Genomic DNA, 25,229 nt, shown 5'->3' with positions numbered 1-25,229 from the left:
TGTACGCGCCCTCGGCCCGCAATTGCCAGGCCGCGGGGTGACGTGCGGTGCTTCAGCCGTCGTCCGAGGGCCCGTTGGCGGCCGGTGGCAGGGAGTAGGCCGACGGGGTCGGGGAGGGGGTCACCGGGACCGGGGAGCCGGGGCCGGCCTGCCCGTCGGCCGGCGGGGCCGGGGAACTGGTCAGGGGCGGGGCGCTCGCGGAGGCGGTGTCGCGGGCGATCGCGTCGTAGTCGACGAGGCCGGTGGCCTCCAGGACCCTGATGTGGTCGAGGACGGTGGTGTTGGCGTCGTCGGCGAGGGCGCGGACCAGGGAGTTGCGGGTGGTGGCGCGGACCTGGGCGACCACGGAGAAGACCCTGCCGTGCGCCAGCCGCAGGATGTTGGCGAACTCGCGGTCGTAGGTCTCGCCCCGCGCCGCGTCCAGGGTGGCCAGCCACTGCTTCTGCTGGTCGCTGGGCTGGTTGGGCAGGGGCACGTTCAGGCGCGCCGCGACGTCACGGACGCGGGCGTCGAGGAAGGTGTGCCCCTCGATGAGGTGCTCACCGGCGGTCCGTACGGCCGCCGTGTCGCCCTTCGTCTCGGCCTGCTGTCCGGCGGGCAGTTCCCACAGCCCGGCCAGCCTGACCTTCGTGATGAAGTCGCGGTCCAGGGCGGACAGCGGACCGTACCGCGTCGTCATGGTCGTCGCGTTGAGGACGCTGACGCCGGTGCCGGAGCGGTCCGCGTACGACCAGACCGGGAAGACCAGCGCGACGAGCGTCGCCGTCAGTCCGGCGACGATGAGTCCTGTACCACTGAAGAATCCTCCCCTGCCCCTGGTGGTTCGCATGGCGCCTCCTGCTCGCGGCACCGCACGCGGATGCGCGGCGGGTGCTTGTCGGCCTACGGACCGGTATGTTACTGCCCGGTCCGCGCCAACTGCCGTATGCGGAGGAACGGTTGAGGAGGGGACAAAACCCGCCGAACAGGGTGAGCGGCTCGCTGGACCAATCGGTCGCAAACGGGTCACACGCGACGGTAAACCCGTGCGCGGGACACGGGTCTGTTAATCGCAGCACACTCGGACGGGGCCCCGGCTCAGCGGCGCAGCAGCACCCTGCGGGTGGCGCGGGCCAGCCGGGCCGCGGGGCGCCGGGACAGCGGGGCGGGGCCCGAGCGCTCCAGCCACCAGTGGCGCACCTCGCGCAGGACGTCCGCGTCGTCGGGACGGCCGGTCAGCAGCACGTGCTCGGCGAAGGACAGGGCGTCGCGCCGGTAGCCGTCGGTCATCGGGTGGCCCTGCGCGTACGCCACGAACGTCGGACGGTACGACGGGCCGAGGATCTCCGGCAGCTCCGGCGCCACCTTCGCCACGACGTCCGCCCGCTTGGCCGCGAGGGACCGTGCCTGGACGCCCAGCCGCACCCGGTCGAACCCCTCGGGCACCGGCGTCCCCGCGACCAGCGCCGACAGCAGCGCGGCCTGCGCGAGCGCGAGCCGCTGCCGGGCGACGGGCTCGGCGGCAGGCTCGGCCTCGGCGGCGGATGCCGTCCCGGTGGCGAGGGACGCCGTCCCGGAGTCGCGTACCTCGGCCTTCTCCAGCACGCCCCGGACGGACGCCAGCTCCCGCTCCAGCTCGCCCGGCTCGGGGAAGTTGTCGTCGCGCTCCAGCAGGACGCCCGGCGGGGTCACCCGGGAGGCGAGGTCGGCGAGGACGTCGAGGACCTGCAGGGGGACCGGGTGGGCGTGGCTGTCGTGCCAGACGCCGTCCCGCTCGAAGCCGCCCGCGACATGGACGTACGCGATGGCCTCGACCGGCAGCTCGTCGAGCGCCTTCGCCGGGTCCTCGCCCCGGTTGACGTGGTTGGTGTGCAGGTTCGCCACGTCGATGAGGAGCCGGACGCCGGTGCGGTCGACGAGGTCGTAGAGGAACTGCCCCTCGGTCATGTCCTCGCCCGGCCAGTTGATCAGGGCGGCGATGTTCTCCAGCGCGAGCGGCACGGGCAGCGCGTCCTGGGCGATGCGGACGTTCTCGCACAGCACGTCGAGGGCGTCCCGGGTGCGCGGCACCGGCAGCAGGTGCCCGGCCTCCAGCAGCGGGGACGCGGTGAGGGCGCCCCCGGCCCGGACGAACGCGATGTGTTCCGTCACGAGGGGGGCGCCCAGAATCTCCGCGCGCTCGGCGAGGGAGCGCAGGCGCTGCTCGTCGGGGCGGTCGGCGCCGCCGAGACCCAGGGAGACACCGTGCGGCACCACCGTCACCCCGCGCTCGCGCAGCCGCAGCAGCGACTCGTGCACATGGCCGGGACAGACGTTCTCGGCGACGACCTCGACCCAGTCGACACCGCCCGACCCCGCCATGCGCTCGACGGCGTCGGCGATCTCCGGCCGCCAGCCGATCCCCGTCCCCAACTGTGCGATCTGCTCCATCGTCCCCTCCACGGTCACATCGGCCACGGCTTCACCAGACCCTGTGCGTCTCCTCACGGCGGACCTGTGCTGCGGTGTGACGGAGTCATGGCCCCGGTACACGGGACCGAACCCCTGGGAGGGGACCTTCAGAGCAACATTTGAGCTTTCCGCTGAGCTTTTTCGCTGAGCTTTCGTCGAGCTGTGTGCCGCGCCCGCTACTGGACCGCCGGCTGGCCCTGGTCCTTGTTGATCTCCTCCGGGTCGGGGCGGCCGGTGGGCACCGCGGACTCGAAGGGCGACGGCTTGGACTGGGTGTCCGGGTTGGTGGACGGGACGGCCGGGGGCGCGGCCGGCGGCACCTGGCCGGCGACGGGCGGCGGCGGGCCGGTGGGGCTCGCGGTACCGGTGACCGAGTTCTGCGCGATGGTCGCGAAGTCGACCTCGCCGGTGGCCTCCAGGATCGTGATGTGGTCCAGCACGGTCTGGTTGGCGTCGGAGGCCAGCTGGCGGATCAGCGAGTTGCGGGTGGAGTTCCGCACGGAGGCGATCGCCGGGAAGATCTTGCCGTGGGCGGTCCGCAGCAGGTTCGCCCAGACCTTGTTGTAGTCGGCCTCGGTCTTGGCGGCCGTCATCTGGTCCAGGAAGCCCTGCTGCTCCGCCGTCGGCTGGTTCGGCAGCTCGACGCCCAGCTTGGCCGCGATGACCCGGGACCGCTTGTCCAGGTCGGTGTGGCCCTTGATCAGGTGGTCCGCGGCCTCCCTGACGGACTTGCTGCCGCTGCGCTCCAGGGCCTGCTGCCCGGCCGGCAGCTCCCACAGTCCCGCCAGCCGCACGCGGATGAGCAGGTCGCGGTCGCCGGGGGTGAGCGGCCCCCACTGCGTGGTCACCGTGTCACCGGTGAGCGCGGCCGCGGCCGTCGCGTTGCGGTTGGGGTACGAGTAGAAGACGGGATAGGCGACCGCGGTGAGCGTGCCGGCGATCGCCAGGGCGACGAGGACTGAGCCCTTCGAGCGTCGCAAAAGAGCCTCCGGGAGGAAACCAACTGATCGTTGGGGTCTGACTGTTGCTTGGGGGTGAGGGGTGACCGCTGGTGCGGAAGACGACCGCCGGGTGTGTCCGGTGGTCCGCGGCCTCCGCCCGGGGCGGGGCCGGGGACGGGTCAGATCGTGCCGTTGGCGATCGCGTCGAAGTCGACCTGACCGGTCTTCTCCAGCATCGTGATGTGGTCCAGCACCGTCTGGTTGGTGTCCGAGGCCAGCTTGCGCACCAGGGTGTTCTCGGTCTGGTTCCGGATCGTCCCGATGGCCGGGAAGATCTTGCCGTGCGCGGAGCGCAGCAGGTTGGCCCACACCCGGTCGAACTGGTCGTCCGTGGCGTTGTCCATCTGCTGGAGGAAGCCCTGCTGCTGCTCGTTCGGCACGTTCGGCAGCTCGACGCCCAGCTGGGTCGCCACCGCCCGCACCCGCTCGTCGAGGTCCTTGTGGCCCACGATCAGGTGGTCCGCCGCCTCCTTCACCTTCGGGCTGCTCGACCGCGCCATCGCCTTCTCGGCGGCGGGCAGCTCCCACAGTCCCGCGAGGCGTACGCGGATGATGAGATCCCGGTCGGAGGCCGTCAGCGGCCCCCACTGGGTGTTCACCGTGCCGGCGGCCATGTTGGCCTGAGCGGTGCCCGAGCGGTCGGCATAGGACCAAACGGGAAACGCCAGGGCGCCTACGGTGACGACGAGAGCCAGGCCGGCGATGAGCGAGCCGTTGAAACGCGCCAAGGTGATTCCTCCCGGATGATGCCAACTGGTCGTTGGGGCAGTTACGTGGCCAGTGCCGGAAGATACGCGCGGGGCGGCGGAGTTGTTCAACGGCCTTCGAACGACCTGTGGACACCCAGTGGAGGCGGACACGATTCAGCGGGGCGCGGGCGGGTGTGGGCCGGTGCGGACCGGTGCGGGCGGCGAGGGGTCGGCTGTTCGGCTGCGGGTGGGTGGGGGGCTGGTCGCGCAGTTCCCCGCGCCCCTTGAGGGCCTACGGCCGCTCAGGGACGAAAAGCACGGGGCGCAGCCCCTGCTTTTCAGGGGCGCGGGGAACTGCGTGACCGGCCCCCGCCGGCCCGCAGCCGGAGACGAAGGACGCAGCCCCTGGCGCAGGGACGGGTAGCGGGCCCGGGGTTCAGGTGCGCAGGGGGCGGTGATCCGCGACCACCGTGCTGGAGCCGGGGGCGACCTCGGTGAAGCCGGCGTCGCGGACGAGGGGGAGGCCGCTGGTGGTGAGGGTCTCCCAGAGGGGCGGGGCGGCGGTACGCACCGCGAGGGGGAAGCCCGCGTCCCGCCAGGCGGCGCGGGCCCGGTCGTCCAGGTCCCACCAGGCGAGCTGGGCGCCGTGACCGGCCTGGGCCATGGCCTTGCCCGCCGACATCTCCACCCCGGGGTTCAGCCAGAGGACCGGCGCGGCGGGGTCGGGCCCGGCCGGCGGTTCCGGGTCGTCGAGGTCCGTGCCCGAGACCTGGAGGCGGGCCAGATCCTTGGGCCAGCCGTCCAGCGGGACCGGCGGGAAGACGCGTACCTCCGCCGACTTGCCCGCCACGGTGATCCCCGGCAGTGCCTCGGCCCGCCGCCACTCCGCGCCCCGCGCCCGCCGGACCACCTTGCGGATCCGGGCGTCCTGCCAGCCGCGCATCGCCTCGGCCCACTCTCCGTCGCCGAGCGACCGCGCGTCGCCGAGCATCACGAGTACCGCCCGCGCCGCCGTCTCCAACGCGTCCGTACGCGCCGGCGGAGCCCCCCGCTCGATGCGCGCGACCAGGGGCAGAACGAACTGCGGCCCCTCGTCGCGCGAGGTCCGCTCGTCCCGGAAGGGACTGTCCTGGGCGGCAGCGGAGGAGGCAGCGGGGGCGGGGTCGGGGGTCGGGTCGCTCGTGGTCACCCGCCCAGTCTGCCAGGCGAAAAGGGGCCCTCCCCCGACCCGCACTCGCCCGTCTGTACGAGGATGGGGCCATGGAACGTGAGTTACTGCTGAGGCTGGAAGGTGTCGGCCGCCGCTACGGATTCCGTGGCCCCTGGGTGCTGCGCGATGTCGACCTGGAGATCGCCCCCGGCACGCTGACCCGGGTCGAGGGTGCGAACGGCACCGGCAAGTCGACGCTGCTCCGCGTCCTCGCCGGACTCGACGCGCCCACGGTGGGCCGGGCCACGGGGCGCCCGCGCACGGCGTACGTCCCCGAACGCTTCCCCGCCGCGCTGCCGTTCACCGCCGCCGAGTACCTCACCCACCTCGGTGCCGTCCACGGCCTCGACCGCCCGGCCGCGGCCCGCGCCGCCACCGAGTGGCTGGAGCGCTTCGGAGCGGCCGAGTACGCCCGGACGCCGATGGAGGAGCTGTCCAAGGGCAGCAGCCAGAAGGTCGCCGTGGCGCAGGCCCTGCTCGCCGCGCCGGAGTTGCTCGTCCTCGACGAGGCGTGGACCGGGCTGGACGCCGACGCCCGGGAGGAGCTGGAGCGCGTGGTCGTCGAGCGGACCGCCGCCGGGGCCGCGGTGGTGTTCGTGGACCACGATCCGGGGCGGCTCGCGGGGGCGCCGGACGCGGTCTACGCGGTGGTCGGGGGCGCGCTCGCGCTCCGGGAGGGGAACGAGACGGGGACGGGTGCGGAGGACACCCGCGCTGCCGCTGCCGCTGCCGCTGCCGCTGTCGTCGTCGAGGGAAGCGGCGCCTCAGGGCACCAAGTACCTGAGCAGATCGCGAAGTTGGCGACGACGGTCGAGGAGGGCGGCGCGGGGACCCACCGGTTCACCGTCCCGGCGGCGGCCTCGGACGCGCTGCTCAGGGCGCTGCTGGAGGCCCGCCCGCCCTGGCACGTGGTGAGCGTGGGCCAGGCACCCGCGCCCCCGGCCGCACCCGACCCCGCACCGGAACCCGCACTGGAAGGCGAACGCGCCTGATGAACGCCCTCCTCCGCTACCAGGCGGCCCTCCTCGTCCGCTCCCAGCGCTGGCTCCCGCCCGTCATCCTGTACGCGGCGTTCCTCGCCATCGGGGTGCAGAAGGGGCAGCCGGTGCTCGACTCGCTCGGCTACACGGCCGCCGCGCTGCTGCCCGTCGCCGCCTGGCTGATGCGGATCTGCGTCACCAACGAGCCGCCCGCGGCCCGCAGTTGCACGGGTGCCGCGGCCGGACCCGGCCGCGCGCACCTGGCCTGTGTGCTGGTGGCGTTCTCGGCGGCCGCGCTCCTCGGGACGGCGGCCACGGTCCTCGTCGCGCTCATCAGCGCGCCCACGAGCACGGACCACCAGACCCGCGTCGAGTCGCTTCCCGCGGCGGGCGCCGGCCTGCTGGCCGCGCTGGCCTGCGCCCTCCTCGGCACGGCCGTCGGCGCGCTCACGAACTGGCCCCTGCTCCGCTCGCCGGGCCGGTCCGTGCCTTCCCTGCTGCTGGGGGCGTTGCTGGCCCTGGTCGTGGCCGGTTCCCCGGCCCGGATCGCGGTCACCGCCCTGGTCGACGGCTCGCGGCGGGCGGCCGTCCCGGTCCCCGTCCTGCCGCTGGTCGCGGCCGGTCTGCTCACGGCGGCCGCGACCGCCGTGGCGTGCGCCCTGACGACCCGCCGCTCAGCCTGAACAGGCCGCCCGCTCGGCCTCCCGCCACTCGCACACCGGGCACAGCGCGATCCCCCTGTGGGACTCCGGGTACTCGGTGGGCTTCCGGCACAGGACGCACTCGGCGAAGGGCTCCGCCCCGTCCGCGGCAGGGGCGGACCCCTGAGCCGCGATCGTCTCTTCAGCTCCCCGGTAGTCACTCATCCGTCCAGCGTAGAACGGCCGGGCGGGCGTCCCCTCAGCGCGCGACGGCCGCCGCGGCCGTCTCCGTCGCCGCCGTGCCGACCAGGTCGGACACCTTCACGAACCGGTAGCCGCGGGCCCGGAGCACCGGCACGATCCTCCGTACGGCCTTCTCCGTGACCGGGGCGGCACTGCGCGTGCAGTGCATGACCACGACCGACCCCGGCCGCACCCCGTCCAGCACCTGCCGCACCACGTCGTCCGCGTCCGTCGCGAACGCGTCCCCGCTCACCACGTCCCACTGCACGGCCGTCACCCCGGACGCGCTGAGACTGCGCAGCGCGCGGCTGTCGTAGCAGCCGCCGGGGAACCGGAAGTACGGCATCGGCTCCGTCACGCCCGCCTCCCGGAACACGCGGTAGGCGCGCTCCAGGTCGGCCCGCATGCGTCCCGGCGCCATGGTCGGCAGGCCGTGGCAGTCCTCGGTGAAGGCGTGATGGCTGTACGAGCGGTTCGCCACCTCGAACAGGGGGTCCCGTCCGATGGACCGCGCCTGGATCGGGTACTCCTCGACCCACCGCCCCGTCATGAACAGCGTGGCCGGAACCTTCAGCCGGCGCAGCGCCGCGATCAGCTCGGGATTGTCGAACCGCTCACCGGCGGCGGCCCGGTCCCCTTGGTCCGCGGTCATGTCGGCGTCGAAGGTGAGCGCGACGGTCTTGTCCGCCGTCGTCCGCGGGCCGTGCTCGAACACCGGGGTCAGCCCGGCCGGGCCCGGCGCGAGCGTGGGCGGCCGGGACGCCGTGGCCGCCGAGGGGCTGGCGGTGGCGGTGACGATGCGTGTCGAGGCCTGCGGGGTGCCACAGGCGGCGAGGGCGGCGCCGAGCACGCCGACCGCACAGAGCGCGGTGATTCTTCGTACAGGACTGATCACCGTACGAACGTACGGCGATGAGGTCGTCCGACTGTCGGTTCAGCCGCCGAACGACAGGGAGTCCGGCACGAAGTCACCCGCCTGGGCGACGAAGGGCTCCCCTGCGGCGGTCGACAGAACCAGCTCCGGGCTGCCGGGGACCTTGGAGTCACGCACGTGGACGGCGGAGGGAAGGGTGGCGACTTCTACGCAGTCGTCGCCCTCGGTGCCGCTGTACGTCGACTTTCGCCAGTGGAGGGCGATCTCGACGCAGCTGTCGCCCTGCGTCCCGCTGTAGCTGCTCTTGAACCAGGCGAGTTCCGACCTGCTCATTGCGCTCCTCGCATTCGCTCCAACAAGCCCTCGGAGTTAGCCGGGCTGAGGGCCTGCGAGCGCAGTGTCGCATACCGCTGACAGAGCACACCGACCTCTTTCACGTCGGAGATCAGGCGACCGCTCTTCTGTCCTTCCGCGTAGGCGTGGCGTCGTCCGTCCGGCAGCTCAAGGAGTCGTAGAGGCCCATCGAGACAGGCGTGATGCCTGCTGTTCAGCGGCATGACCTGAACGACGACGTTCCGCAGCCGGATGCGCTCCAGCAGATGGTCAAGCATCCCGCGTGTCACCTCCGGGCCCCCCAACTCCCGACGCAGGAAGGCCTCTTCGATGATGAAGCTGAACGAGGTGTGGGGCAGTTCCCGGAACAGCCGCTGTCGTTCCATGCGGGCGGTCACCTGGGCTTCGAGTTGTTCGTCGGTCCGGGGCGGGATGCTCTCCCCGAACACCGCCCGCACATACGGCTCCGACTGCAACAGTCCCGGCACCAACCGGCACTCGTACGTACTCAGACTGACCGCCTGGCCCTCCAGCCGCGCCCACTTCCGGAACCACGAGGCCAGCCCCGGCTGGCGCGACAGATGCTTGCCCGCCCTCCGCAACGCCCCCGTCCCGCCCAGCACTTCGTCCGCCCGCTCGACGAACACCTCGTCCGCCATCCGCCGCCCCAGCTCGATCGAGGCGACCGTATGGACGCTGAACCGCACCAGCGGCGCGAATTGTTCCCTCGTGTGCCCGTGATGCTCCCGCAGTGCCTGCACGAACGCCCCGAACGTCTCAGACTGTCGGACGGGTCGGGTTCCCAGTCGACGCTCATGCTCGGCCACCTCCAGATGCGCCGGGTCTCCCCACGATCAACTCGCGCAGAGTGACGAACGGTTACCGGGACTTCTGCAGAAAGCCCCGGCGTGCACGCCGGGGACGAATGCACCTCAAGACTGCATGAGGGCGACCAATGGTGTTCATGCATCATGGCGCGGTTGATCCGGCCGGTGAACTCCTGCCGTATCCGGCGGGCAGAGACGCCTTTGAGGCTGTTGACCAGCTTGGAGGCGGCGACCTTCGGCGGATAGTGCACCAGCAGGTGGACGTGATCGCGTTCGCCGTTGAACTCCTTCAACTCCGCCTCGAAGTCCTCGCAGATCTCACGCATGATCTCTTCGCTGCGTGTCACTGTCTCGTCGTTGAACACCCCACGCCGGTACTTCGTCACGAAGACCAAGTGCACATGCATTGCCGAAAGAACGTGTCTGCCCCGTCTTTAGTCGTTCTGTCCATCCATGAGGGCAATCGTTAGTAGCGTCTTGGTTATGCAGCTCCGCTACAACTACCGGGCCTACCCGGATGCCGCCCAGCGCTGCGCGCTGGCAAGTGCGTTCGGGTGCGCCCGCGTGGTGTGGAACGACTGCCTGCGCGACCGCAAGGAAGCGCACGCGGCAGGGCTGCCGTATGTGAAGTCGGCCGAGCTGTCCCGGCTTCGGATCACCCAGGCCAAGCGCACCGAGGAACGCGCCTGGCTCGCCGACGTCTCAGCGGTCGTACTGCAACAGTCCCTGCGGGACCTGGACACCGCCTACAAGAACTTCTTCGACAGCCTCAAGGGCAAGCGGCAGGGCCGCAAGGTCGGCCCTCCCCGCTACAAAACGAAGAAGGACACCCGTCAGTCGGTCCGCCTCAACGCCAACGCCTTCTCCCTCCAGGGCAACGGCACGGTGTACGTGGCCAAGGTCGGCAACCTCAAGGTCAAGTGGTCCCGCCGCCTGCCGGCCGCACCCACGTCCCTGACCGTCACCAAGGACAGCTGCGGCCGGTACTTCCTCAGCTTCGTGGTGGACACCGAGCCGGACAGCCTGCCCGAGCTGGAGACCGATGCCGGTATCGACCTCGGCCTGTCCGCCTTCGCCGTCCTGTCCGATGGCAGGAAGATCGACAGCCCGCGCTTCCTGCGCCGGGCGGAGAAGAAACTCAAGTGTCTCCAGCGGGAGCTGTCCCGTAAGACCAAGGGATCGAAGAACCGGGCCAAGGCCCGCATCAAGGTCGCACGCCAGCACGCCAAGGTGGCCGACCGGCGTCGGGACTGGCACCACAAGGCATCCACACAGATCATTCGCGACAACCAAGCGGTGTACGTGGAAGACCTCGCGGTGTCCGGCCTCGGCCGCACTCGGCTCGCGAAGTCCGTGCACGACGCGGGATGGTCCGCGTTCGTCGGCATGCTGGAGTACAAGGCAGCTCTGCACGGCCGCACCTTCGCCAAGGTGGACCGCGCTTTCCCGTCCTCTCAGGTCTGCTCGGCCTGTGGATTCCGGGACGGTCCCAAACCCCTGGACGTCCGGGAGTGGACGTGCAGGGGCTGTGGCACCGTGCTCGACCGCGACCACAACGCAGCCCGCAACGTCCTCTTCGAAGGACGCCGCATCGTCGCCGCCGGACGGGCGGAGACGCTAAACGCCTGTGGAGCGCCGGTAAGACGGGCACCCGTGCCCGCACAGCGCGGTGAAGCAGGAAGTCTCCGGAAGGGGCAGACGACCCGGGCCGGAATCCCTGGACTTTAGGCCAGGGAGCACGTCAAGCGTGCTGTCCATCGAACACAACAACACACACACGCATGTACGGCGACGTGCCGTACATGCGTGTCCTCATCGACCCCGCTCGGCTCCGGTCAGGTGCGGCGCCAGGGCCCCGTCACCGCGAACGTCGTTCCCGGGGTGTAGCAGTTGACGTACATCGTCCGGCCGTCGGGGGAGAACGTGACGCCCGCGAACTCGCCCCATTCGGGCTCTTCCGGGGTGCCGATGTTCTGGGCGTTGCGGGCCATGGCGTAGACCTCGCCGTGGCGGGTGACCCCGTAGACGTGCTGGGCGCCGTTGCCGTCCTCGCAGACCATGAGGCCGCCGGAGGGGGCGAGGCAGATGTTGTCGGGGGACTCGCCGGGGAGCTGGAGGTCGGTGTCGGGGCCGAAGGCGATCACCAGGGTGAGGGTGCGGTGGTCGGGGTCGTAGCGCCAGATCTGGCCGTAGTGGTCGGCGGCCGAGCCGTCCGCGCTGCGGGCGAAGGAGGAGACGAAGTACACGCAGCGCCCGCCCCAGTAGCAGCCTTCGAGCTTCTGCGCGTGGGTGATGCCCTTGGGGCCGAAGTCCTGGTGGCGGATGGCCGTCGTCGTGGCCAGGGGGTCGGGGACGTCGACCCACTCGATGCCCTCGAAGCAGGCCCCGGGGTCCTGGATGGGGGACAGGTCCGGTACGCCGGGCACCCGCATCGCCTGGAGCCGGCCGCCCGCACGGAGTGAACCGAGGCCGCCCTTGGGCTTCTCGGGGAGGAAGCGGTAGAAGAGGCCGAAGGGGCGCTGGAAGGCGTCCTCCGTCTCGTAGACCACACCCCGCTTGGGGTCGACGGCGATGGCCTCGTGCTGGAAGCGGCCCATCGCGGTCAGGGGCACGGCACCCGAGCGGCGCGGGTCGGCCGCGTCCACCTCGAAGATGAAGCCGTGGTCCTTGGTGTAGCCGTTGGTGCCGGCCCTGTCCTCGGTCTCCTCGCAGGTCAGCCAGGTGCCCCAAGGGGTGGGTCCGCCCGCGCAGTTGACGGCCGTGCCGGCGATGGCGACGCCCTCCGCGAGGACCTTGCCGCGGGCGTCGAGCGTCAGGGACGTACAGCCGCCCTTGCCCATCGGGTCGTAGGTCAGGCCCTCGACCGTGGGGACCGGGATGCGGCCGGTGTGCCGGTTCTCGTGGTTGCGGACGAGGTGGACCCGCCCGTGTCTGCCGGGGAAGGCGGACATGCCGTCGTGGTTGCTGGGGACCAGACCCTCGCCGGAGCGCAGGGCGTCGCCCTCGCGGGAGAGGACCTGATAGCGGAAACCTTTCGGCAGGTCGAGCAGGCCGTTCGGGTCGGGAACCAGGGGGCCGTAGCCGGAGTGGCCGAGGTCGCTCTGTGCGGCTGCGGAGCCCGCGAAGAGTTCGGAGAGGGCTCCGGTGAACGCGATGCCCGCGATGCCCGCGCCGGAACGGGCGAGGGCCTGACGGCGGGTCACTGACATGGGGGGACCTTCCTGTTGGCGGACAGGATGTGACCCGCATGTGTGTATCACGCGGTCACGGCCACGTGAACCACGCGCGTAGAGGGAAGCGGAGGAGTCGGTCCCGTGTCACTCGGTCGGCGGGGGCGGGGACACGGGGGGCGGGGAGGGCGCCCGGGGCGGCTGGGGCGGCTCCGGCGGGGGGCCTGCCTGGGCTCGTTCCAGGAAGCGGAGCAGTTCCACCGGGAAGGGCAGGACGAGGGTGGAGTTCTTCTCCGCCGCGACCGCCACCACCGTCTGCAGCAGGCGGAGTTGGAGGGCGGCGGGCTGCTCGGACATCTGCTGCGCGGCCTCCGCGAGCTTCCTGGACGCCTGCAGCTCCGCGTCCGCGTTGATGATGCGGGCCCGGCGTTCACGGTCGGCCTCGGCCTGGCGGGCCATCGAGCGCTTCATGGTGTCGGGGAGGGAGACGTCCTTGATCTCCACGCGGTCGATGGTGACCCCCCACTCCACGGCCGGGCTGTCGATCATCAGCTCCAGGCCCTGGTTGAGCTTCTCCCGGTTGGAGAGCAGGTCGTCGAGGTCGCTCTTGCCGATGATCGACCGCAGGGAGGTCTGGGCCATCTGGGAGACGGCGAAGCGGTAGTCCTCGACCTGGACGACCGCGTTCGCCGCGTCGACGACCTGGAAGTAGACCACCGCGTCGACACGGACCGTGACGTTGTCGCGGGTGATGCCCTCCTGGGCGGGCACGGGCATCGTCACGATCTGCATGTTGACCTTGCGGATGCGGTCGACGCCGGGGACGACCATGGTGAATCCGGGGGTCCTCGGGGTACCGCGCAGGCGGCCCAGCCGGAAGACCACGCCCCGCTCGTACTGCTTGACGACCCGGGCGGCGGCCACGACGTACACGGCGCCGGCGGAGGCGACCGCCGCGGCGGCCACGAGCAGTTCTTCTAGCATGACGACCCCCTTGAGCCGTCCCATGTCCATGGGAATACCACGATATGTCGCGGGTGAGGACGTAGGCGAATGCCCGCGTTCACAGAGGGCCGCCCGCGCCCACGGCGTGCCGCCCCAGCGGTACGAATGCCCGTGGAAGGGCGAGCTGGGGCGACACGGGGTGCTGCAGGTCAGGACGGTGCTGACGTCGCCTTCTCCTGGTCCGGCACCGTCATGCGCACCGGCTCCGTACCGGTCGCGCTGTGGCGGGAGGCCCAGTTCTCCAGGGCCGTGCGGCAGGCGTGGTCGAGGTGGTGCAGACCGGTGAGGTGCAGCTCCACCGGACGGTCCTGGGGCAGGGACTCCAGGTTGTCGAGGATCTTCGGCAGGCGCAGGAAGGTCGCGTTGCCGGAGAGGTACGCCTGGACGGGACCCGCGCCCTTGTCGATGATCTCCAGCTTGATGTGCGAGGCCTCCCAGGCGGTCTTGGCCACGGAGAGGGCCAGACCGATCAGCACGCCCTCGAACATGTTGACCGCGACGATCGCCACCGCCGTGGCCACCAGGATCAGCGCCTCGCCCCGGTGGGTGCGCCACAGGGAGACGACCCCGCGGAACGGGATCAGCTTGAAGCCCGCGTGGACCAGGATGCCGGCCAGGGCGGGCAGCGGGATCAGGGCGAGGGCGCCCGGCAGCAGGGCCGCGAAGAGCAGCAGCCAGACACCGTGCAGGACCCGGGACGCCTTGGTCCGCGCACCGGCCTGGAGATTGGCGGAGCTGCGTACGATCACGGCCGTCATCGGCAGCGCGCCCAGCAGCCCGCACACGGTGTTGCCCGCGCCCTGGGCCATCAGCTCCTTGTCGTACTCGGTGCGCGGACCGTGGTGCATCCGGTCCACGGCCGCCGCGCTGAACAGGCTCTCGGCGGAGGCGATGAGGGTGAAGGCGAGGATCGTGCCGAGGATCGCCACGTCCGCCAGCTCGCCGAAGGCGTCGAGGCCCGGGGGCTGGATGGCGTCCAGCAGCCCCTTCACCTCGACGTTCGCCACCGGCAGGTCGAAGGCCAGGGAGGCGAGCGTGGCCAGCAGGACCGCGGCGAGGGCGCCGGGGACCAGCTGGGCCTTCTTCGGCAGCCGCTTCCACAGCACCATCACGGCGACGGTGCCCGCGCCGATCGCCAGCGAGGCGAGCGCGGCGGTGCTGCCCAGCGCCTCGACGAAGGCTCCGGGCAGACCCGCGAGCTTGTCGATGCCGGAGGCGGGAGCCTTCAGCCCGGCCGCCGCGTAGAGCTGGCCCGCGATGATCACGAGGCCGATGCCGGCGAGCATGCCCTCGACCACGGAGACGGAGATCGCGCGGAACCAGCGGCCCAGCTTCAGCGCGCCCATGGCGAGCTGGAGCAGACCGGCGGCGAGCACGATCACGCCGAGGGCGGGCAGCCCGAACTGGCGTACCGCCTCGAAGACCAGCACGGTCAGCCCGGCCGCCGGGCCGGAGACCTGGAGGCTGCTGCCGGGCATCAGACCGGCGACGAGTCCGCCCACGATGCCGGTGACCAGGCCGAGTTCGGCCGGGACACCGGAGGCGACGGCGACGCCCACGCACAGCGGGAGGGCGACCAGGAACACGACGAGCGAGGCGCCGAGGTCCTGTCGCAGATGGGGGAACCGGGATATGAGGGGGGACGGGGAGGATGCGGAAGACATGGAGGTCCTGGAGCTCTCGGAGGTCTGGTCGGTCGTCTCGGACACCTGGCCCTCGCTCACAGGGTCTCGAACCGGTCGGTGTCCGCGCGGTGTTCGCGCACCGCACCGGTGTGGACCTCGTAGTACCAGCCGCGCAGCCGCAGCCGGCCGTCGGCGAGACGCTTCTCCACGCACGGGTAGGACCGCAGGCGCAGCAGCTGGCTGAGGACGTGGTTCTGCACACCGTCGGCGACGGCCGGGTCCTCGACGGCCCCCTCGGGGCGCGGGGTGGCGTGGGTCAGCCAGTCCCGGACGGCCGGTACGGCGTCCAGGTCGTCGCCGCGCACCAGGGCGCCGACGGCCCCGCAGTGCGAGTGCCCGCAGACCACGATGTCGGTGACGCCGAGGACCTCCACGGCGTACTCGATGGTGGCCGTCTCGCCGGTGGGGCGCTCGGGGGCGTACGGGGGGACGATGTTGCCGGCGGTGCGCAGCTCGAAGAGCTCGCCGGGGCGGGCGCCCGTGATCAGGGCCGGGACGACCCGCGAATCGGAGCAGGTGATGAACAGGACCTCGGGGGACTGGCCTTCGGCCAGCCTGGCGAACTCCTCAGGGCGCTGTCCGAAGGTACGGGCGTTGTCGATGAGGGGCTGCATGATGGGGTGACTCCTCCTGGCGCGCCTCGGCGGCGCGTCGGGCTCGCACGGCAAGGTGTGGGGGGAACGGGCTGACGTGGCTCAGCAGCGGAAGACCTGGAGAGCGGCCGGGGTGGGGGCCGTACGGGATCTCGCCGCCCGGGGGTGCCGGGGCGAGGGAGGTTCGGACCGGCTCGTGGCCGTCGGGTCCTCCTCCCGCGACGGACGCGCGGGGGGACCGGGAACGGTGTGCGGTGCCGCGCGATGCCGGTCGCGGGTGCGGAGCGGACCGGTCGGGTCCTGAACGGGTGCGCATGTGCGGTGGGTGGCCGCCTTGTCACGCACCGGCTTCGCGGTGGGAGTGTTTCCGGGCTCGGCTTTGGCCTTGACATGACCCGGTGTGTGCGCGGCTGCGAAGGAAGCCGCGGGAGCGAAGAACGTGAGGGTGAGCAGGACGGCGGCTAGGGCCGACAGAGCGGTCCGGGTCGTCGTACCACGCAAAAGGGGCCTCCTCCCTGGCAGTTCTCGCTGTCTTCCACGCGTCCACAGGTGCCCGAGTTGGTCAACCGTTGGTCAATCACTGGTCAAGAAACACGTTAACCCTGCAAAGTTGTTTGCAGGGTTAACTTAACGTTGCGAGCTGAAGAGAGCCTGAAAAGCGTGGGCGGGTTGGCCGAAATCGACCCTTGACCTGGGGGAGTTCGTCAGGGGCGGTACGTGATCGCTGCTGGTGGGATCAGTGCTCCACGAGTCGCTTCGCGTCGCGCGCGAGGGCGGTGAGGCGCGAGATGGCGCGGAAGTACTTCTTGCGGTAGCCGCCGTTCAGCATCTCCTCGCTGAACAGCCGGTCGAAGGGGAGCCCGGAGGCGAGCACGGGCACCTCGCGGTCGTACAGCCGGTCGGCGAGCACCACGAGCCGCAGGGCCGTCGACTGGTCCGGGACCGGCTGGACGTCGGTCAGGCAGACCGCTTTCAGACCGTCCGTGAGCGCGCCGTACCGGCTCGGGTGGACACGCGCGAGGTGGTCCAGCAGATGCGGGAAGTCGTCGAGCGAGGCGCCCTCGGTGGCGTACGCCGCCTTGGTGACCTCCTCGTCGGAGTACGGCGCCGGGGCCTCGGGCAGACCGCGGTGGCGGTAGTCCTCGCCGTCGATGCGCAGCGAGCGGAAGTGGGCCGACAGGCCCTGGATCTCGCGCAGGAAGTCGACCGACGCGAACCGGCCCTCGCCGAGCTTGCCCGGCAGCGTGTTCGAGGTGGCGGCCAGGGCCACGCCCGCGTCGACCAGCTTGCCGAGCAGGGTCGAGACCAGGACGGTGTCGCCCGGGTCGTCCAGCTCGAACTCGTCGATGCACAGCAGGCGGTGCCCCGAGAGCGTCTGGACCGTCTTCTGGAAACCGAGGGCGCCGACCAGGTTCGTCAGCTCCACGAAGGTGCCGAAGGCCTTGAGCGAGGGCTCGGCCGGGGTGGCGTGCCACAGGGAGGCGAGGAGGTGGGTCTTGCCGACGCCGTAACCGCCGTCCAGGTAGGCACCGCGCGGGCCCGCCGGGACCTTGGGGGCCTTCGCCCTGCCGAAGCCGAGGGAGCCGAGGAGGCCGCGCCTGCCCGCGCCGGTCGCGTGCGCCCCGCCGAGGCCCGCCGCGAAACCGCTCAGGACGCGGACGGCCTCGGTCTGGCTGGGCTGGTTCGGGTCCGGGAGGTACGTGTCGAAGCGCACCGCGTCGAAGCGGGGCGGCGGCACCATCTCGGCGACGAGCCGGTCCGCGGGGACATGGGGCTCGCGGGTGCACAGGGACGAGGGGCCCGCTTCGGGTATCGGGCCGATTCCGGACACGGTGGCTGAGGACGACGACACGGTTACCGAGTCTAAGGGTCGTGCCAGACTGCAGGACATGCGACGCCTGTTCCCTGTGACCGAAGAGACAGTGGCCCCGGCACCCGGCGCGGCCGGCGGTGCGGAGGCGGCCGCGGTACGGACGCCCGGCTCCGCCGACCGGGAGTGGAGCCTCGCCGAGCTGGCCGCCGCGTACGCCTATCCCGCGGCGGCGCCGGGCGGCCGGGAGCCGTGGCTGCGCGTCAACATGGTGTCCACGCTCGACGGCGCCGCCCAGCACGACGGCCGCTCGCAGCCGATCTCCAGCGACGCCGACATGCGGATCTTCGGCACCCTGCGGGGGCTCGCGGACGTGGTGGTCGTCGGCGCGGAGACCGTACGCCAGGAGGGGTACCGCCCGGCCCGGGCGCGCGAGGCGTTCGCCGAGGCGCGCCGGGCGGCCGGGCAGACGCCCGCGCCGGCCGTCGCCGTGGTGAGCGCGAGTCTGGACCTGGACTTCTCGCTGCCGCTGTTCGCCTCGTCCTCCGTCCCCACCCTCCTGCTGACCGGTGCCGCCGCGCCCTCCGACCGGGTGGCGGCCGCCGAGAAGGCCGGTGTCCGGGTCCTGGTCGCCGGCGACGGCGCGGGGGTCGACCCCGCGCGCGCCGTACGGGCCCTCGCGGGCCTGGGGCTGACCCGCCTGCTCGGCGAGGGCGGGCCCCGGCTGCTGGGGCAGCTGATCGCCTCCGACGTCCTCGACGAACTGTGTCTGACCGTGTCGCCGATGCTCACGGCCGGGGACGCCCAGCGGATCGCCGGAGGACCCTCCGTGCAGGTGCCCAAGCGCTTCGCGCTCGCCTCGCTGCTGGAGGAGGGCGGGTTCCTGTTCGGTCGTTACCGTCGTACGTGAAAGCGGGCGGAATCTTCCGTTCCGTTCAGCGTTCGCCGGGCACACTAGAACCCTGAGGAGTGAGGGCCCGCGGGGCCCTCCGACGAGAAGGGCGCCTGTGGTGTCGTTCACCAGCGTATTGATGATCGAGAAGGCTCTGACGTCGGCGGACGTGGAGTTCGTCACGAACCTGCACGGCGACGAGCGGGCCTTCTTCCATGTGCTGCTCCAGCCCCGGGGCAATCAGGCCGACCGGCTGCTGCGAGCCATCGACGACCTCGCCCTCGGCGAACTGGACGAGGCGGCCCGTGAAGGGGAGACGCCGGAGGGGGAGCAGGCGCTCGACGCCGGGGAGCGGGCCCTGGAGGTGTCGTTGCAGGCGTTGCGGGCTGCCGGGAGCGAGGCCGAGGGCCGGCTGATCGAGGACCACCCGCTGGACGCGCTGAAGTCGCTGGTGGAGGAGGTGGGGGCCGATGAGGTGCTGGTGCTCACCGATCCCCACTACGTGGAGGAGTTCTTCCACCGGGACTGGGCCTCCCGGGCGCGGCACAAGGTCGGGGTGCCGGTGCTGAAGCTGTTCTCGCACAGCCGGGCGTAGACGAGGCGCGCCCCCGGAGGGCGCGGCCCCCGGCCACGGCTACATGGGCGCCGAGGTGTGTGGCTAGGGTGGGGGCGCGCCTGCTGTGGGGCGCGGATCGTCTTCGTACCGTCGCTTGGAGAACAGACATGGCACCCGGACTGCCTTCCGCCATGGATCGGCCGCACTTCATCGGGATCGGTGGGGCCGGGATGTCCGGGATCGCCAAGATCCTGGCGCAGCGCGGGGCGAAGGTCGCCGGCAGCGACGCCAAGGAGTCGGAGACGGCCGAGGCGCTGCGGGCGCTCGGGGCGACCGTGCACATCGGGCACGCGGCGGGCCACCTCGCGGACGACGCCACCTGCGTCGTCGTGTCGTCGGCGATCCGGGCCGACAACCCCGAGCTGGCCCGCGCCGCCGAGCTGGGGATCCCCGTGGTCCACCGGTCGGACGCGCTCGCCCGGCTGATGGACGGTCTGCGGCCGATCGCCGTGGCCGGGACGCACGGCAAGACCACCACGACGTCCATGCTGGCGGTCTCGCTGGGCGAGCTGGGACTGAAGCCGTCGTACGCCATCGGCGGCGACCTCGACGTGCCCGGGTCCAACGCGCTGCACGGGGACGGGGAGATCTTCGTCGCCGAGGCGGACGAGAGCGACCGGAGCTTCCACAAGTACGCCCCCGAGGTCGCGATCGTCCTCAACGTCGAGCTGGACCACCACGCCAACTACGCCTCCATGGACGAGATCTACGCGTCCTTCGAGACGTTCGCGGGCCGGATCGTGCCCGGCGGCACCCTGGTGATCTCCGCCGACCACGAGGGCGCGCGGGAGCTGACCTCCCGGCTGTCCGGGGTGCGCGTCGTGACGTACGGCGAGCGCGAGGACGCCGACGTGCGGGTGCTGTCGGTCGTCGCACAGGGCCTGAAGAGCGAGGTCACGGTCCTGCTGGACGGGCAGGAGATCACCTTCGCCGTGTCCGTGCCGGGACGGCACTACGCGCACAACGCCGTGGCCGCGCTGGCCGCGGGCGTCGCCCTCGGGGTGCCGGCGGCCGAACTGGCGCCCGCGCTGGCGGCGTACACCGGGGTGAAGCGGCGCCTGCAGCTCAAGGGCGAGGCGCGGGGCGTCCAGGTGATCGACTCCTACGCCCACCACCCCACCGAGATGACCGCCGACCTGGAGGCCATGCGGTCGGCCGCCGGGGACGCGCGGATCCTGGTGGTCTTCCAGCCGCACCTGTTCTCCCGCACCCAGGAGCTGGGCACCGAGATGGGGCAGTCCCTGGCGCTCGCGGACGCCTCGGTCGTCCTCGACATCTACCCGGCCCGTGAGGACCCGATCCCCGGAGTCACCAGCGAACTGATCATCGCGGCGGCGCGGAGCGCGGGCGCGGACGTGACGGCCCTGCACGACAAGGCGGAGGTGCCCGGCACGATCGCGGGAATGGCGAAGCCCGGTGATCTCGTTCTCACCATGGGCGCGGGTGACGTGACGGACCTGGGCCCGCAGATCCTGGACCGACTCTCCGAATGAGGGGCTGAGACGCATGTCGTACGACGTCGAGAAGCCGGACGAGCAGTGGCGCGCGGAGCTGACACCGGCCGAGTACGCCGTGCTCCGGCAGGCCGGCACGGAGCCCGCGTTCGTCGGTGAGTACACCGACACCAAGACCAAGGGCGTCTACTCCTGTCGCGCCTGCGGTGCCGAACTCTTCACCTCCGACACGAAGTTCGAGTCGCACTGCGGCTGGCCGTCCTTCTACGACCCGAAGGACACCGACGCGGTGGAGCTGCTGTCCGACCGGTCGCACGGCATGGTCCGCACCGAGGTGCGCTGCGCCCGGTGCGGCTCGCACCTCGGGCACGTCTTCGAGGGCGAGGGGTACGCCACCCCGACCGACCAGCGGTACTGCATCAACAGCATCTCGCTGACGCTGACCGCCGACGAGAGCTGACCGCCGACGAGAGCTGACGACCGGACGGCGACCGGCCTGTGGCGGGCCGGTCGCCGGGTGGCTCAGCCGCCGTGCAGGGCCGTGCGCAGCGTGCCCGTGGCCAGGGTGATCGCGGCCTGCGCGGCGTGTGTGCCGCGCAGGGCGTCGAGCATGACGAAGTCGTGGATGACGCCCTGGAAACGCACGGCGGTCACGGCCACGCCCGCCTCGCGCAGCTTGTTGGCGTACGCCTCGCCCTCGTCGCGCAGGACGTCCGCCTCGCCGGTGATCACCAGGGCCGGGGGCAGGTCCCTGAGCTGCTCGACGCCCGCCCGCAGCGGGGAGGCGGTGATCTGGGCGCGCTCGGCCTCGTCGGCCGTGTACTGGTCCCAGAACCACTGCATGCCGTCGCGGCGCAGGAAGTAGCCGGTCGCGAACTGGTGGTAGGAGGCGGTGTCGAAGCTCGCGTCCGTCACCGGGTAGAACAGCACCTGCTGGACCAGCGGCACGTCACCGCGCTGCTTGGCCATCAGGGTCAGCGCGGCGGTCATGTTGCCGCCGACCGAGTCCCCGGCGACGGCCAGCCGGGTGCCGTCCAGGTCCTTGGAGGCGCCCTGCTCGACGACCCACCTGGCGACCGTGTAGTTCTGCTCGATGGCGACCGGGTAGCGGGCCTCGGGGGAGAGGTCGTACTCGGGGAAGACCACGGCGGCGTTCGCGCCGACGGCCAGTTCGCGCACCAGGCGGTCGTGGGTGTGCGCGTTGCCGAACACCCAGCCCGCGCCGTGGATGTAGAGCACCACCGGCAGGACGCCCTCGGCACCGGCGGGCCGCACGATCCGCGCCCGCACACTGCCCGTCGGACCGCCCGAGACGGTGACCCACTCCTCGTCGATCTCCGGTTTCGCGATCGCGCCGGACTGCACCTCGTCCACCGCCTTCCGTCCCTCGGCGGGCGGCAGTTCGAAGAGGAAGGGCGGGTTGGCGGTGGCCTCCGCGAACGCGGCGGCCGCCGGTTCCAGGACCGGGCGGGTCGGCTCGAAGGTGTCGGACATGGGGATCTCCTGGTCTGGTGCGTCTGGTGCGTCTGGTGCGTCTGGTGCGTCTGGTGCGTCTGGTGCGTCTGGTGCGGTGTGTGTGCTGATGTGTGGTGCCGTGCGGTGCGTCTGACGGGACAGGCGTGTGGCGGGCGGGCGTGGTGCCTCGTCCGCGTCCGGCGCATGCTCAGGCCGGCAGGCTAGAAGCGGAGAGCCGTGGGCGATCGCCCGCCGGCGCACCGGAACCGGTCCGAGAGCGCACGGACCGGGCGAGCCGCCGCCGGTCAGGTCCGCCCGCCGGAGTGTCCCGCCGTGTCCCGCCACTCGCTCGGCGACATGCCGTACGCCGCCCGGAACACCCGGCTGAAGTGGGTGGCGCTCAGGAAGCCCCAGCGGCCGGCGACCGAGGCGATGGTGCGGCGGTTGCGCAGGCCGTGCACGAGGTCGCGGCGGCACTCCTCCAGACGGCGGCGCTGGATCCAGCGGCCCACGGTCGTGCCCTCGTCCCGGAAGAGCTTGTGCAGATAGCGCACCGAGATGTGGTGCGCCCCGGCGATCACCTCGGGCGACAGGTCCGCGTCGGAGAGGTGCTCGTCGATGAACCGCACGACACGCGCCACCATCGGCGACCGGACGCCCGGCGTCTGCGCCTCGTCCTGTCCGGACCGTTCCGTGGCGAGGGTGGCCAGCAGGTTCACGGCGTTGCGGGCGAGCATCTCGGCGACCGGGGGATCGGCGGAGACCGTGTCGGCCAGCTCGGACAGGAACGGCGACAGCAGTGTCCCCAGCCGGGAGGTCCGGGCGACCGGGGCCGCCACGACGCGCCGCAGATCGCCGTCCTCCAGCCCCAGTTCCTCGCGCGACACGAGGAACACCTTCAGCCGGCAGTGCGCGGGCAGATCCGGCGACGGCGGGTGGCCGGCGTCGTAGAAGCAGATGTCGCCCGGCCGGAGATGGACGTCCGGGATCCGCCCGGCGAGCGGGGCGCCGGTCCCGCCCACCCCCACCAGCAGATAGGTGCCGCCGGTCCGCCCGGTCAGCCGGTACGCGTCCGCCGCGGGCCGGCCGTCCCCGGGCAACGCCCCGGCCGCCCCGTCGAGGACGGCGACACGCAGGCCCGTCGTCTCCACGAAACCGGTGTCCGACCTGGTCATCTCTCTTCTCCTCCGGGGCAGTTCCAGCACGGCGTCAGCCGCTGCCCTCGGAGCGTAGGAAGGGAGATGTGAAAAAAGAGTGACGGCGAAGTGCCGACGGCCGCTACGGGGTCTCCGGGCCTGCCCCGTGACCGTGGGCGGCCGCCAGTTCGGCGGCGAAGACGCGCAGCAGCTCGTGCTGGGCGTAGCGGCCGGGCGCGCGCTCGGTGACGAGGTGGGCGTCGGCGAGGCCGTCGAGCAGGAGGCGGGCGCGGCGGGCCGGGAGCCCGGCCAGCGCGGCGGCCGCGTCGGGGGTCAGACCGGGCCCCGGGTGCCGGGCCAGCAGCCGGAACAGCCGGGCGCTCTCCGGCGGCAGCCGGCGGTAGGACCGGGCGAACACGGTGCGCAGGTCGGGCGGTGCGCCGGGGTCCGTGCCGGGCTCACGCCCGTGGCCCGCCGGGTCGGTGGGGGCGGCGGACCTCCTCGACGGGGCGGCGAAGGCGTCCAGGCTGGCCCGGGTGCGCCGGAGTTCGTCCGCGAGGGCCGTGAGCGGGATGTCCGGGCGGGCGGCCGCGCGGGCGGCGGCGAGCGTCAGGGCCAGCGGCAGCCGGCCGCACCGGGTGACGATCTCGTCGGCCGCACCGGGCTCGGCGGCGGGCCGGGCGGGGCCGGTGTGCGCCGCCAGCATCGCGCGCGCGTCCGCCGCCGGCGGCAGGTCCAGGCGCAGCGGATGGGTGCCCGAAGCGATCAGACCGGCCAGCCCGTGGCGACTGGTGACCAGGGTCAGACAGCCGGGCGAGGCCGGGAGCAGCGGCCGTACCTGCTCGGTGTCCGCCGCGTCGTCCAGCACCAGGAGCAGCCGCCGGCCGGCCAGCAGACTCCGGTACAGGCCGGCCAGGGAGTCCGTGCGGTCCGGCATCCGCGCGGCGGGCACCCCGAGCGCGGTGAGCAGCGCGCGCAGCGCCGCCGCCGGGTCCAGCGGTGCCCCTTCGGGGCCGAACCCCCGCAGCCCGACGTCGAGCCGGCCGTCGGGGAAGCGTCCGGCCACCTGGTCCGCCCAGTGCAGCGCGAGGGCCGTCTTCCCGATGCCGGGCATCCCGCTGATCAGCACGGAGGCGGGTGTGCCCGGGGCGGTCCCGGTGGCGGGGGCGGCCGTGTCCGTGATCTCCGCCAGACGGGCGAGTTCGGCGCGCCGTCCGACGAACACCGGTGACGCGAGCGGTAGTCGGTCGGCGGCGGTCGTGGCGGTCATAGCAGCTGTGGCGGTGGTTGCGGTGGTGGCGGTGGTGGCGGCCGACGGGTCGGCTGCCGGCGGGCGCGGCGAAGGACCCGACGCCCCGGGGTACGCGGGCGGCCGGTGGGTCGCCCGGTCCGGACCCGTCGTCGCCCGCGACCGGGTCGGTCCCCACTCCTGGCGGAGCACCCTGCCGTGCGCCGCGACGAGTTCCGCGCCGGGCGCCACCCCCAACTCCTCGGCCAGCAGCCGTCGTACGCGGTCGTACGCGGCCAGCGCCTCCGCCTGGAGGCCGGAGGCGGCCAGTGCCATGACGAGGGCGGCCTGCAACGACTCGTCCAGCGGGTCGCGTTCGAGGGCCTGCCGCAGCCGGGGCAGCACCTGCTCACTGCCACCGCTCAGCAGCGCGGCGTCGGCGGCCATCCGTGCCGTGGCGGCCAACTCGCGTTCCACTTCCGCGAAGACGGCGTGCTCCCGTACGGCGGCGGGCACCCCCATCCCCACCGGGCCCCGCCACTCGCCGAGCGCGTCCACGAAGTGCCGTGACGCCACCTCCGAACGCCCGGTGGCCGCCGCCCGCTTGCCCCGTTTCGTGAGCGCGCGGAACCGCAGCAGATCGACCTCGTCCTCGGCCGCCTCCAGCACATAGCCACCGGCGCCGCGCAGCAGCCGCCGTCCGGGTGCCCGGGGCGGCAGCCCGGGTTCGAGCAGCCGCCGCAGCGAACCGGCGTACCGGCGCACCACGTTGCGCGCGCTGGCCGGTGCCCGCTCCGGCCACAGCACGTCCACGATCTCGCCCGCCGGCACCGGCCGGCCGGCCCGGACCACCAGCAGGGCCAGGAGCGCCCGTTGCTGGGGGAAGCCGAGGTCGAGTTCCGTCCCGCTCCGGCGGACCCTGAGCGGCCCCAGCACCTCGAACCGCATCAGCGACGC

23 protein-coding genes and 2 pseudogenes are annotated in these 25,229 nt (G+C 72.3%); 7 read left to right on the top strand and 18 right to left on the bottom strand.

Features of this window, described 5'->3' with window-relative positions:
• Nucleotides 1–52: 52 nt before the first annotated feature.
• The 5 genes from SCAB_RS09815 to SCAB_RS09795 form a co-directional block, all read right to left on the bottom strand.
• Nucleotides 53–829 carry a DUF4142 domain-containing protein gene (locus tag SCAB_RS09815; RefSeq protein WP_012999914.1) on the bottom strand — a complete coding sequence of 259 codons (777 nt, stop codon included), beginning with the start codon at nucleotides 827–829 and terminating at the stop codon, nucleotides 53–55.
• Nucleotides 830–1,077: 248 nt separating this feature from the next.
• Nucleotides 1,078–2,409: a DUF692 domain-containing protein gene (locus SCAB_RS09810; protein ID WP_041670478.1), complete on the bottom strand. Its 1,332-nt coding sequence runs from the start codon at nucleotides 2,407–2,409 to the stop codon at nucleotides 1,078–1,080.
• A gap of 197 nt (nucleotides 2,410–2,606) precedes the next feature.
• On the bottom strand, nucleotides 2,607–3,410 hold the full coding sequence (locus tag SCAB_RS09805) for a DUF4142 domain-containing protein (protein WP_012999912.1): 804 nt from the start codon (nucleotides 3,408–3,410) through the stop codon (nucleotides 2,607–2,609).
• Between the two features lie 140 nt (nucleotides 3,411–3,550).
• Complete coding sequence (locus SCAB_RS09800) at nucleotides 3,551–4,159, bottom strand: DUF4142 domain-containing protein (RefSeq protein WP_012999911.1); 609 nt, start codon at nucleotides 4,157–4,159, stop codon at nucleotides 3,551–3,553.
• 397 nt (nucleotides 4,160–4,556) lie between these two features.
• Complete coding sequence (locus SCAB_RS09795) at nucleotides 4,557–5,309, bottom strand: peptidyl-tRNA hydrolase (protein WP_012999910.1); 753 nt, start codon at nucleotides 5,307–5,309, stop codon at nucleotides 4,557–4,559.
• A gap of 71 nt (nucleotides 5,310–5,380) precedes the next feature.
• On the opposite strand from SCAB_RS09795, the gene SCAB_RS09790 reads away from it, so the two are divergent.
• Together SCAB_RS09790 and SCAB_RS09785 are read left to right on the top strand one after the other, a co-directional pair.
• On the top strand, nucleotides 5,381–6,322 hold the full coding sequence (locus SCAB_RS09790; protein ID WP_012999909.1) for an ABC transporter ATP-binding protein: 942 nt from the start codon (nucleotides 5,381–5,383) through the stop codon (nucleotides 6,320–6,322).
• Entirely contained in the window at nucleotides 6,322–6,993 is a 672-nt protein-coding gene (locus SCAB_RS09785; protein WP_012999908.1) for a hypothetical protein, read from the top strand. The genes SCAB_RS09790 and SCAB_RS09785 overlap by 1 nt, the downstream gene beginning before the upstream one ends.
• Here SCAB_RS09785 and SCAB_RS09780 read toward each other — a convergent pair.
• From SCAB_RS09780 to tnpA, 5 genes and pseudogenes are all read right to left on the bottom strand, one after another.
• Nucleotides 6,985–7,176, bottom strand: a complete 192-nt coding sequence (locus SCAB_RS09780; RefSeq protein WP_012999907.1) for a hypothetical protein — start codon at nucleotides 7,174–7,176, stop codon at nucleotides 6,985–6,987. The two genes, SCAB_RS09785 and SCAB_RS09780, sit on opposite strands and share 9 nt — an antisense overlap.
• A 34-nt stretch (nucleotides 7,177–7,210) precedes the next feature.
• The gene (locus tag SCAB_RS09775) at nucleotides 7,211–8,089 is read right to left on the bottom strand and encodes a polysaccharide deacetylase family protein (RefSeq protein WP_012999906.1); all 879 of its coding nucleotides are present in this window, start codon (nucleotides 8,087–8,089) and stop codon (nucleotides 7,211–7,213) included.
• A 39-nt stretch (nucleotides 8,090–8,128) separates the two neighbouring features.
• Nucleotides 8,129–8,401: a DUF397 domain-containing protein gene (locus SCAB_RS09770; RefSeq protein WP_012999905.1), complete on the bottom strand. Its 273-nt coding sequence runs from the start codon at nucleotides 8,399–8,401 to the stop codon at nucleotides 8,129–8,131.
• Nucleotides 8,398–9,218: pseudogene (locus tag SCAB_RS09765) on the bottom strand (helix-turn-helix domain-containing protein). Before SCAB_RS09765 ends, SCAB_RS09770 begins: the two are co-directional and overlap by 4 nt.
• Nucleotides 9,219–9,344: 126 nt before the next feature.
• A pseudogene (gene tnpA, locus SCAB_RS44615) lies at nucleotides 9,345–9,635 on the bottom strand (IS200/IS605 family transposase); the annotation flags it as partial.
• Between the two features lie 76 nt (nucleotides 9,636–9,711).
• On the opposite strand from tnpA, the gene SCAB_RS09760 reads away from it, so the two are divergent.
• Nucleotides 9,712–10,956, top strand: coding sequence for an RNA-guided endonuclease InsQ/TnpB family protein (locus SCAB_RS09760; RefSeq protein WP_012999902.1), 1,245 nt, complete (start codon nucleotides 9,712–9,714; stop codon nucleotides 10,954–10,956).
• A 107-nt stretch (nucleotides 10,957–11,063) separates the two neighbouring features.
• Here the strand turns inward: SCAB_RS09760 and SCAB_RS09755 are convergent, their stop codons facing one another.
• The 5 genes from SCAB_RS09755 to zapE all read right to left on the bottom strand — a co-directional run bounded on the left by SCAB_RS09755 (nucleotide 11,064) and on the right by zapE (nucleotide 17,572).
• Nucleotides 11,064–12,437 (bottom strand): PhoX family protein, encoded by a 1,374-nt coding sequence (locus SCAB_RS09755; RefSeq protein WP_173402853.1) that lies wholly within the window; start codon nucleotides 12,435–12,437, stop codon nucleotides 11,064–11,066.
• A 108-nt stretch (nucleotides 12,438–12,545) separates the two neighbouring features.
• Nucleotides 12,546–13,382, bottom strand: a complete 837-nt coding sequence (locus SCAB_RS09750; protein ID WP_037724544.1) for a slipin family protein — start codon at nucleotides 13,380–13,382, stop codon at nucleotides 12,546–12,548.
• Between the two features lie 170 nt (nucleotides 13,383–13,552).
• Entirely contained in the window at nucleotides 13,553–15,067 is a 1,515-nt protein-coding gene (locus SCAB_RS09745; RefSeq protein WP_173402852.1) for a SulP family inorganic anion transporter, read from the bottom strand.
• Nucleotides 15,068–15,123: 56 nt separating this feature from the next.
• A complete protein-coding gene (locus SCAB_RS09740; RefSeq protein WP_012999898.1) occupies nucleotides 15,124–15,702 on the bottom strand; it encodes a carbonic anhydrase in 579 nt (192 codons plus the stop codon).
• 715 nt (nucleotides 15,703–16,417) lie between these two features.
• On the bottom strand, nucleotides 16,418–17,572 hold the full coding sequence (zapE, locus tag SCAB_RS09735; RefSeq protein ID WP_049875679.1) for a cell division protein ZapE: 1,155 nt from the start codon (nucleotides 17,570–17,572) through the stop codon (nucleotides 16,418–16,420).
• Here zapE and SCAB_RS09730 point away from each other — a divergent pair.
• The 4 genes from SCAB_RS09730 to msrB all read left to right on the top strand — a co-directional run bounded on the left by SCAB_RS09730 (nucleotide 17,571) and on the right by msrB (nucleotide 20,913).
• Nucleotides 17,571–18,401 (top strand): pyrimidine reductase family protein, encoded by an 831-nt coding sequence (locus SCAB_RS09730; RefSeq protein WP_041669001.1) that lies wholly within the window; start codon nucleotides 17,571–17,573, stop codon nucleotides 18,399–18,401. The two genes, zapE and SCAB_RS09730, sit on opposite strands and share 2 nt — an antisense overlap.
• Before the next feature lie 121 nt (nucleotides 18,402–18,522).
• Nucleotides 18,523–18,978 (top strand): hypothetical protein, encoded by a 456-nt coding sequence (locus SCAB_RS09725; RefSeq protein ID WP_037724546.1) that lies wholly within the window; start codon nucleotides 18,523–18,525, stop codon nucleotides 18,976–18,978.
• Between the two features lie 128 nt (nucleotides 18,979–19,106).
• Complete coding sequence (murC, locus tag SCAB_RS09720; RefSeq protein WP_012999893.1) at nucleotides 19,107–20,492, top strand: UDP-N-acetylmuramate--L-alanine ligase; 1,386 nt, start codon at nucleotides 19,107–19,109, stop codon at nucleotides 20,490–20,492.
• Nucleotides 20,493–20,505: 13 nt separating this feature from the next.
• Entirely contained in the window at nucleotides 20,506–20,913 is a 408-nt protein-coding gene (gene msrB / locus SCAB_RS09715; protein ID WP_012999892.1) for a peptide-methionine (R)-S-oxide reductase MsrB, read from the top strand.
• A 62-nt stretch (nucleotides 20,914–20,975) separates the two neighbouring features.
• Here msrB and SCAB_RS09710 read toward each other — a convergent pair whose 3' ends face one another.
• From SCAB_RS09710 to SCAB_RS09700, 3 genes are all read right to left on the bottom strand, one after another.
• Nucleotides 20,976–21,947, bottom strand: coding sequence for an alpha/beta hydrolase (locus tag SCAB_RS09710; RefSeq protein WP_012999891.1), 972 nt, complete (start codon nucleotides 21,945–21,947; stop codon nucleotides 20,976–20,978).
• Between the two features lie 266 nt (nucleotides 21,948–22,213).
• Nucleotides 22,214–23,083: a helix-turn-helix domain-containing protein gene (locus SCAB_RS09705; RefSeq protein ID WP_106437246.1), complete on the bottom strand. Its 870-nt coding sequence runs from the start codon at nucleotides 23,081–23,083 to the stop codon at nucleotides 22,214–22,216.
• A gap of 103 nt (nucleotides 23,084–23,186) precedes the next feature.
• Entirely contained in the window at nucleotides 23,187–25,220 is a 2,034-nt protein-coding gene (locus tag SCAB_RS09700; RefSeq protein ID WP_012999889.1) for an AfsR/SARP family transcriptional regulator, read from the bottom strand.
• Between the last annotated feature and the right edge of the window lie 9 nt (nucleotides 25,221–25,229).

The sequence above is a fragment of the Streptomyces scabiei 87.22 genome (assembly GCF_000091305.1).
Taxonomy (GTDB): Bacteria; Actinomycetota; Actinomycetes; order Streptomycetales; family Streptomycetaceae; genus Streptomyces; species Streptomyces scabiei.
This window is presented reverse-complemented; position numbering and strand designations above follow the sequence as displayed.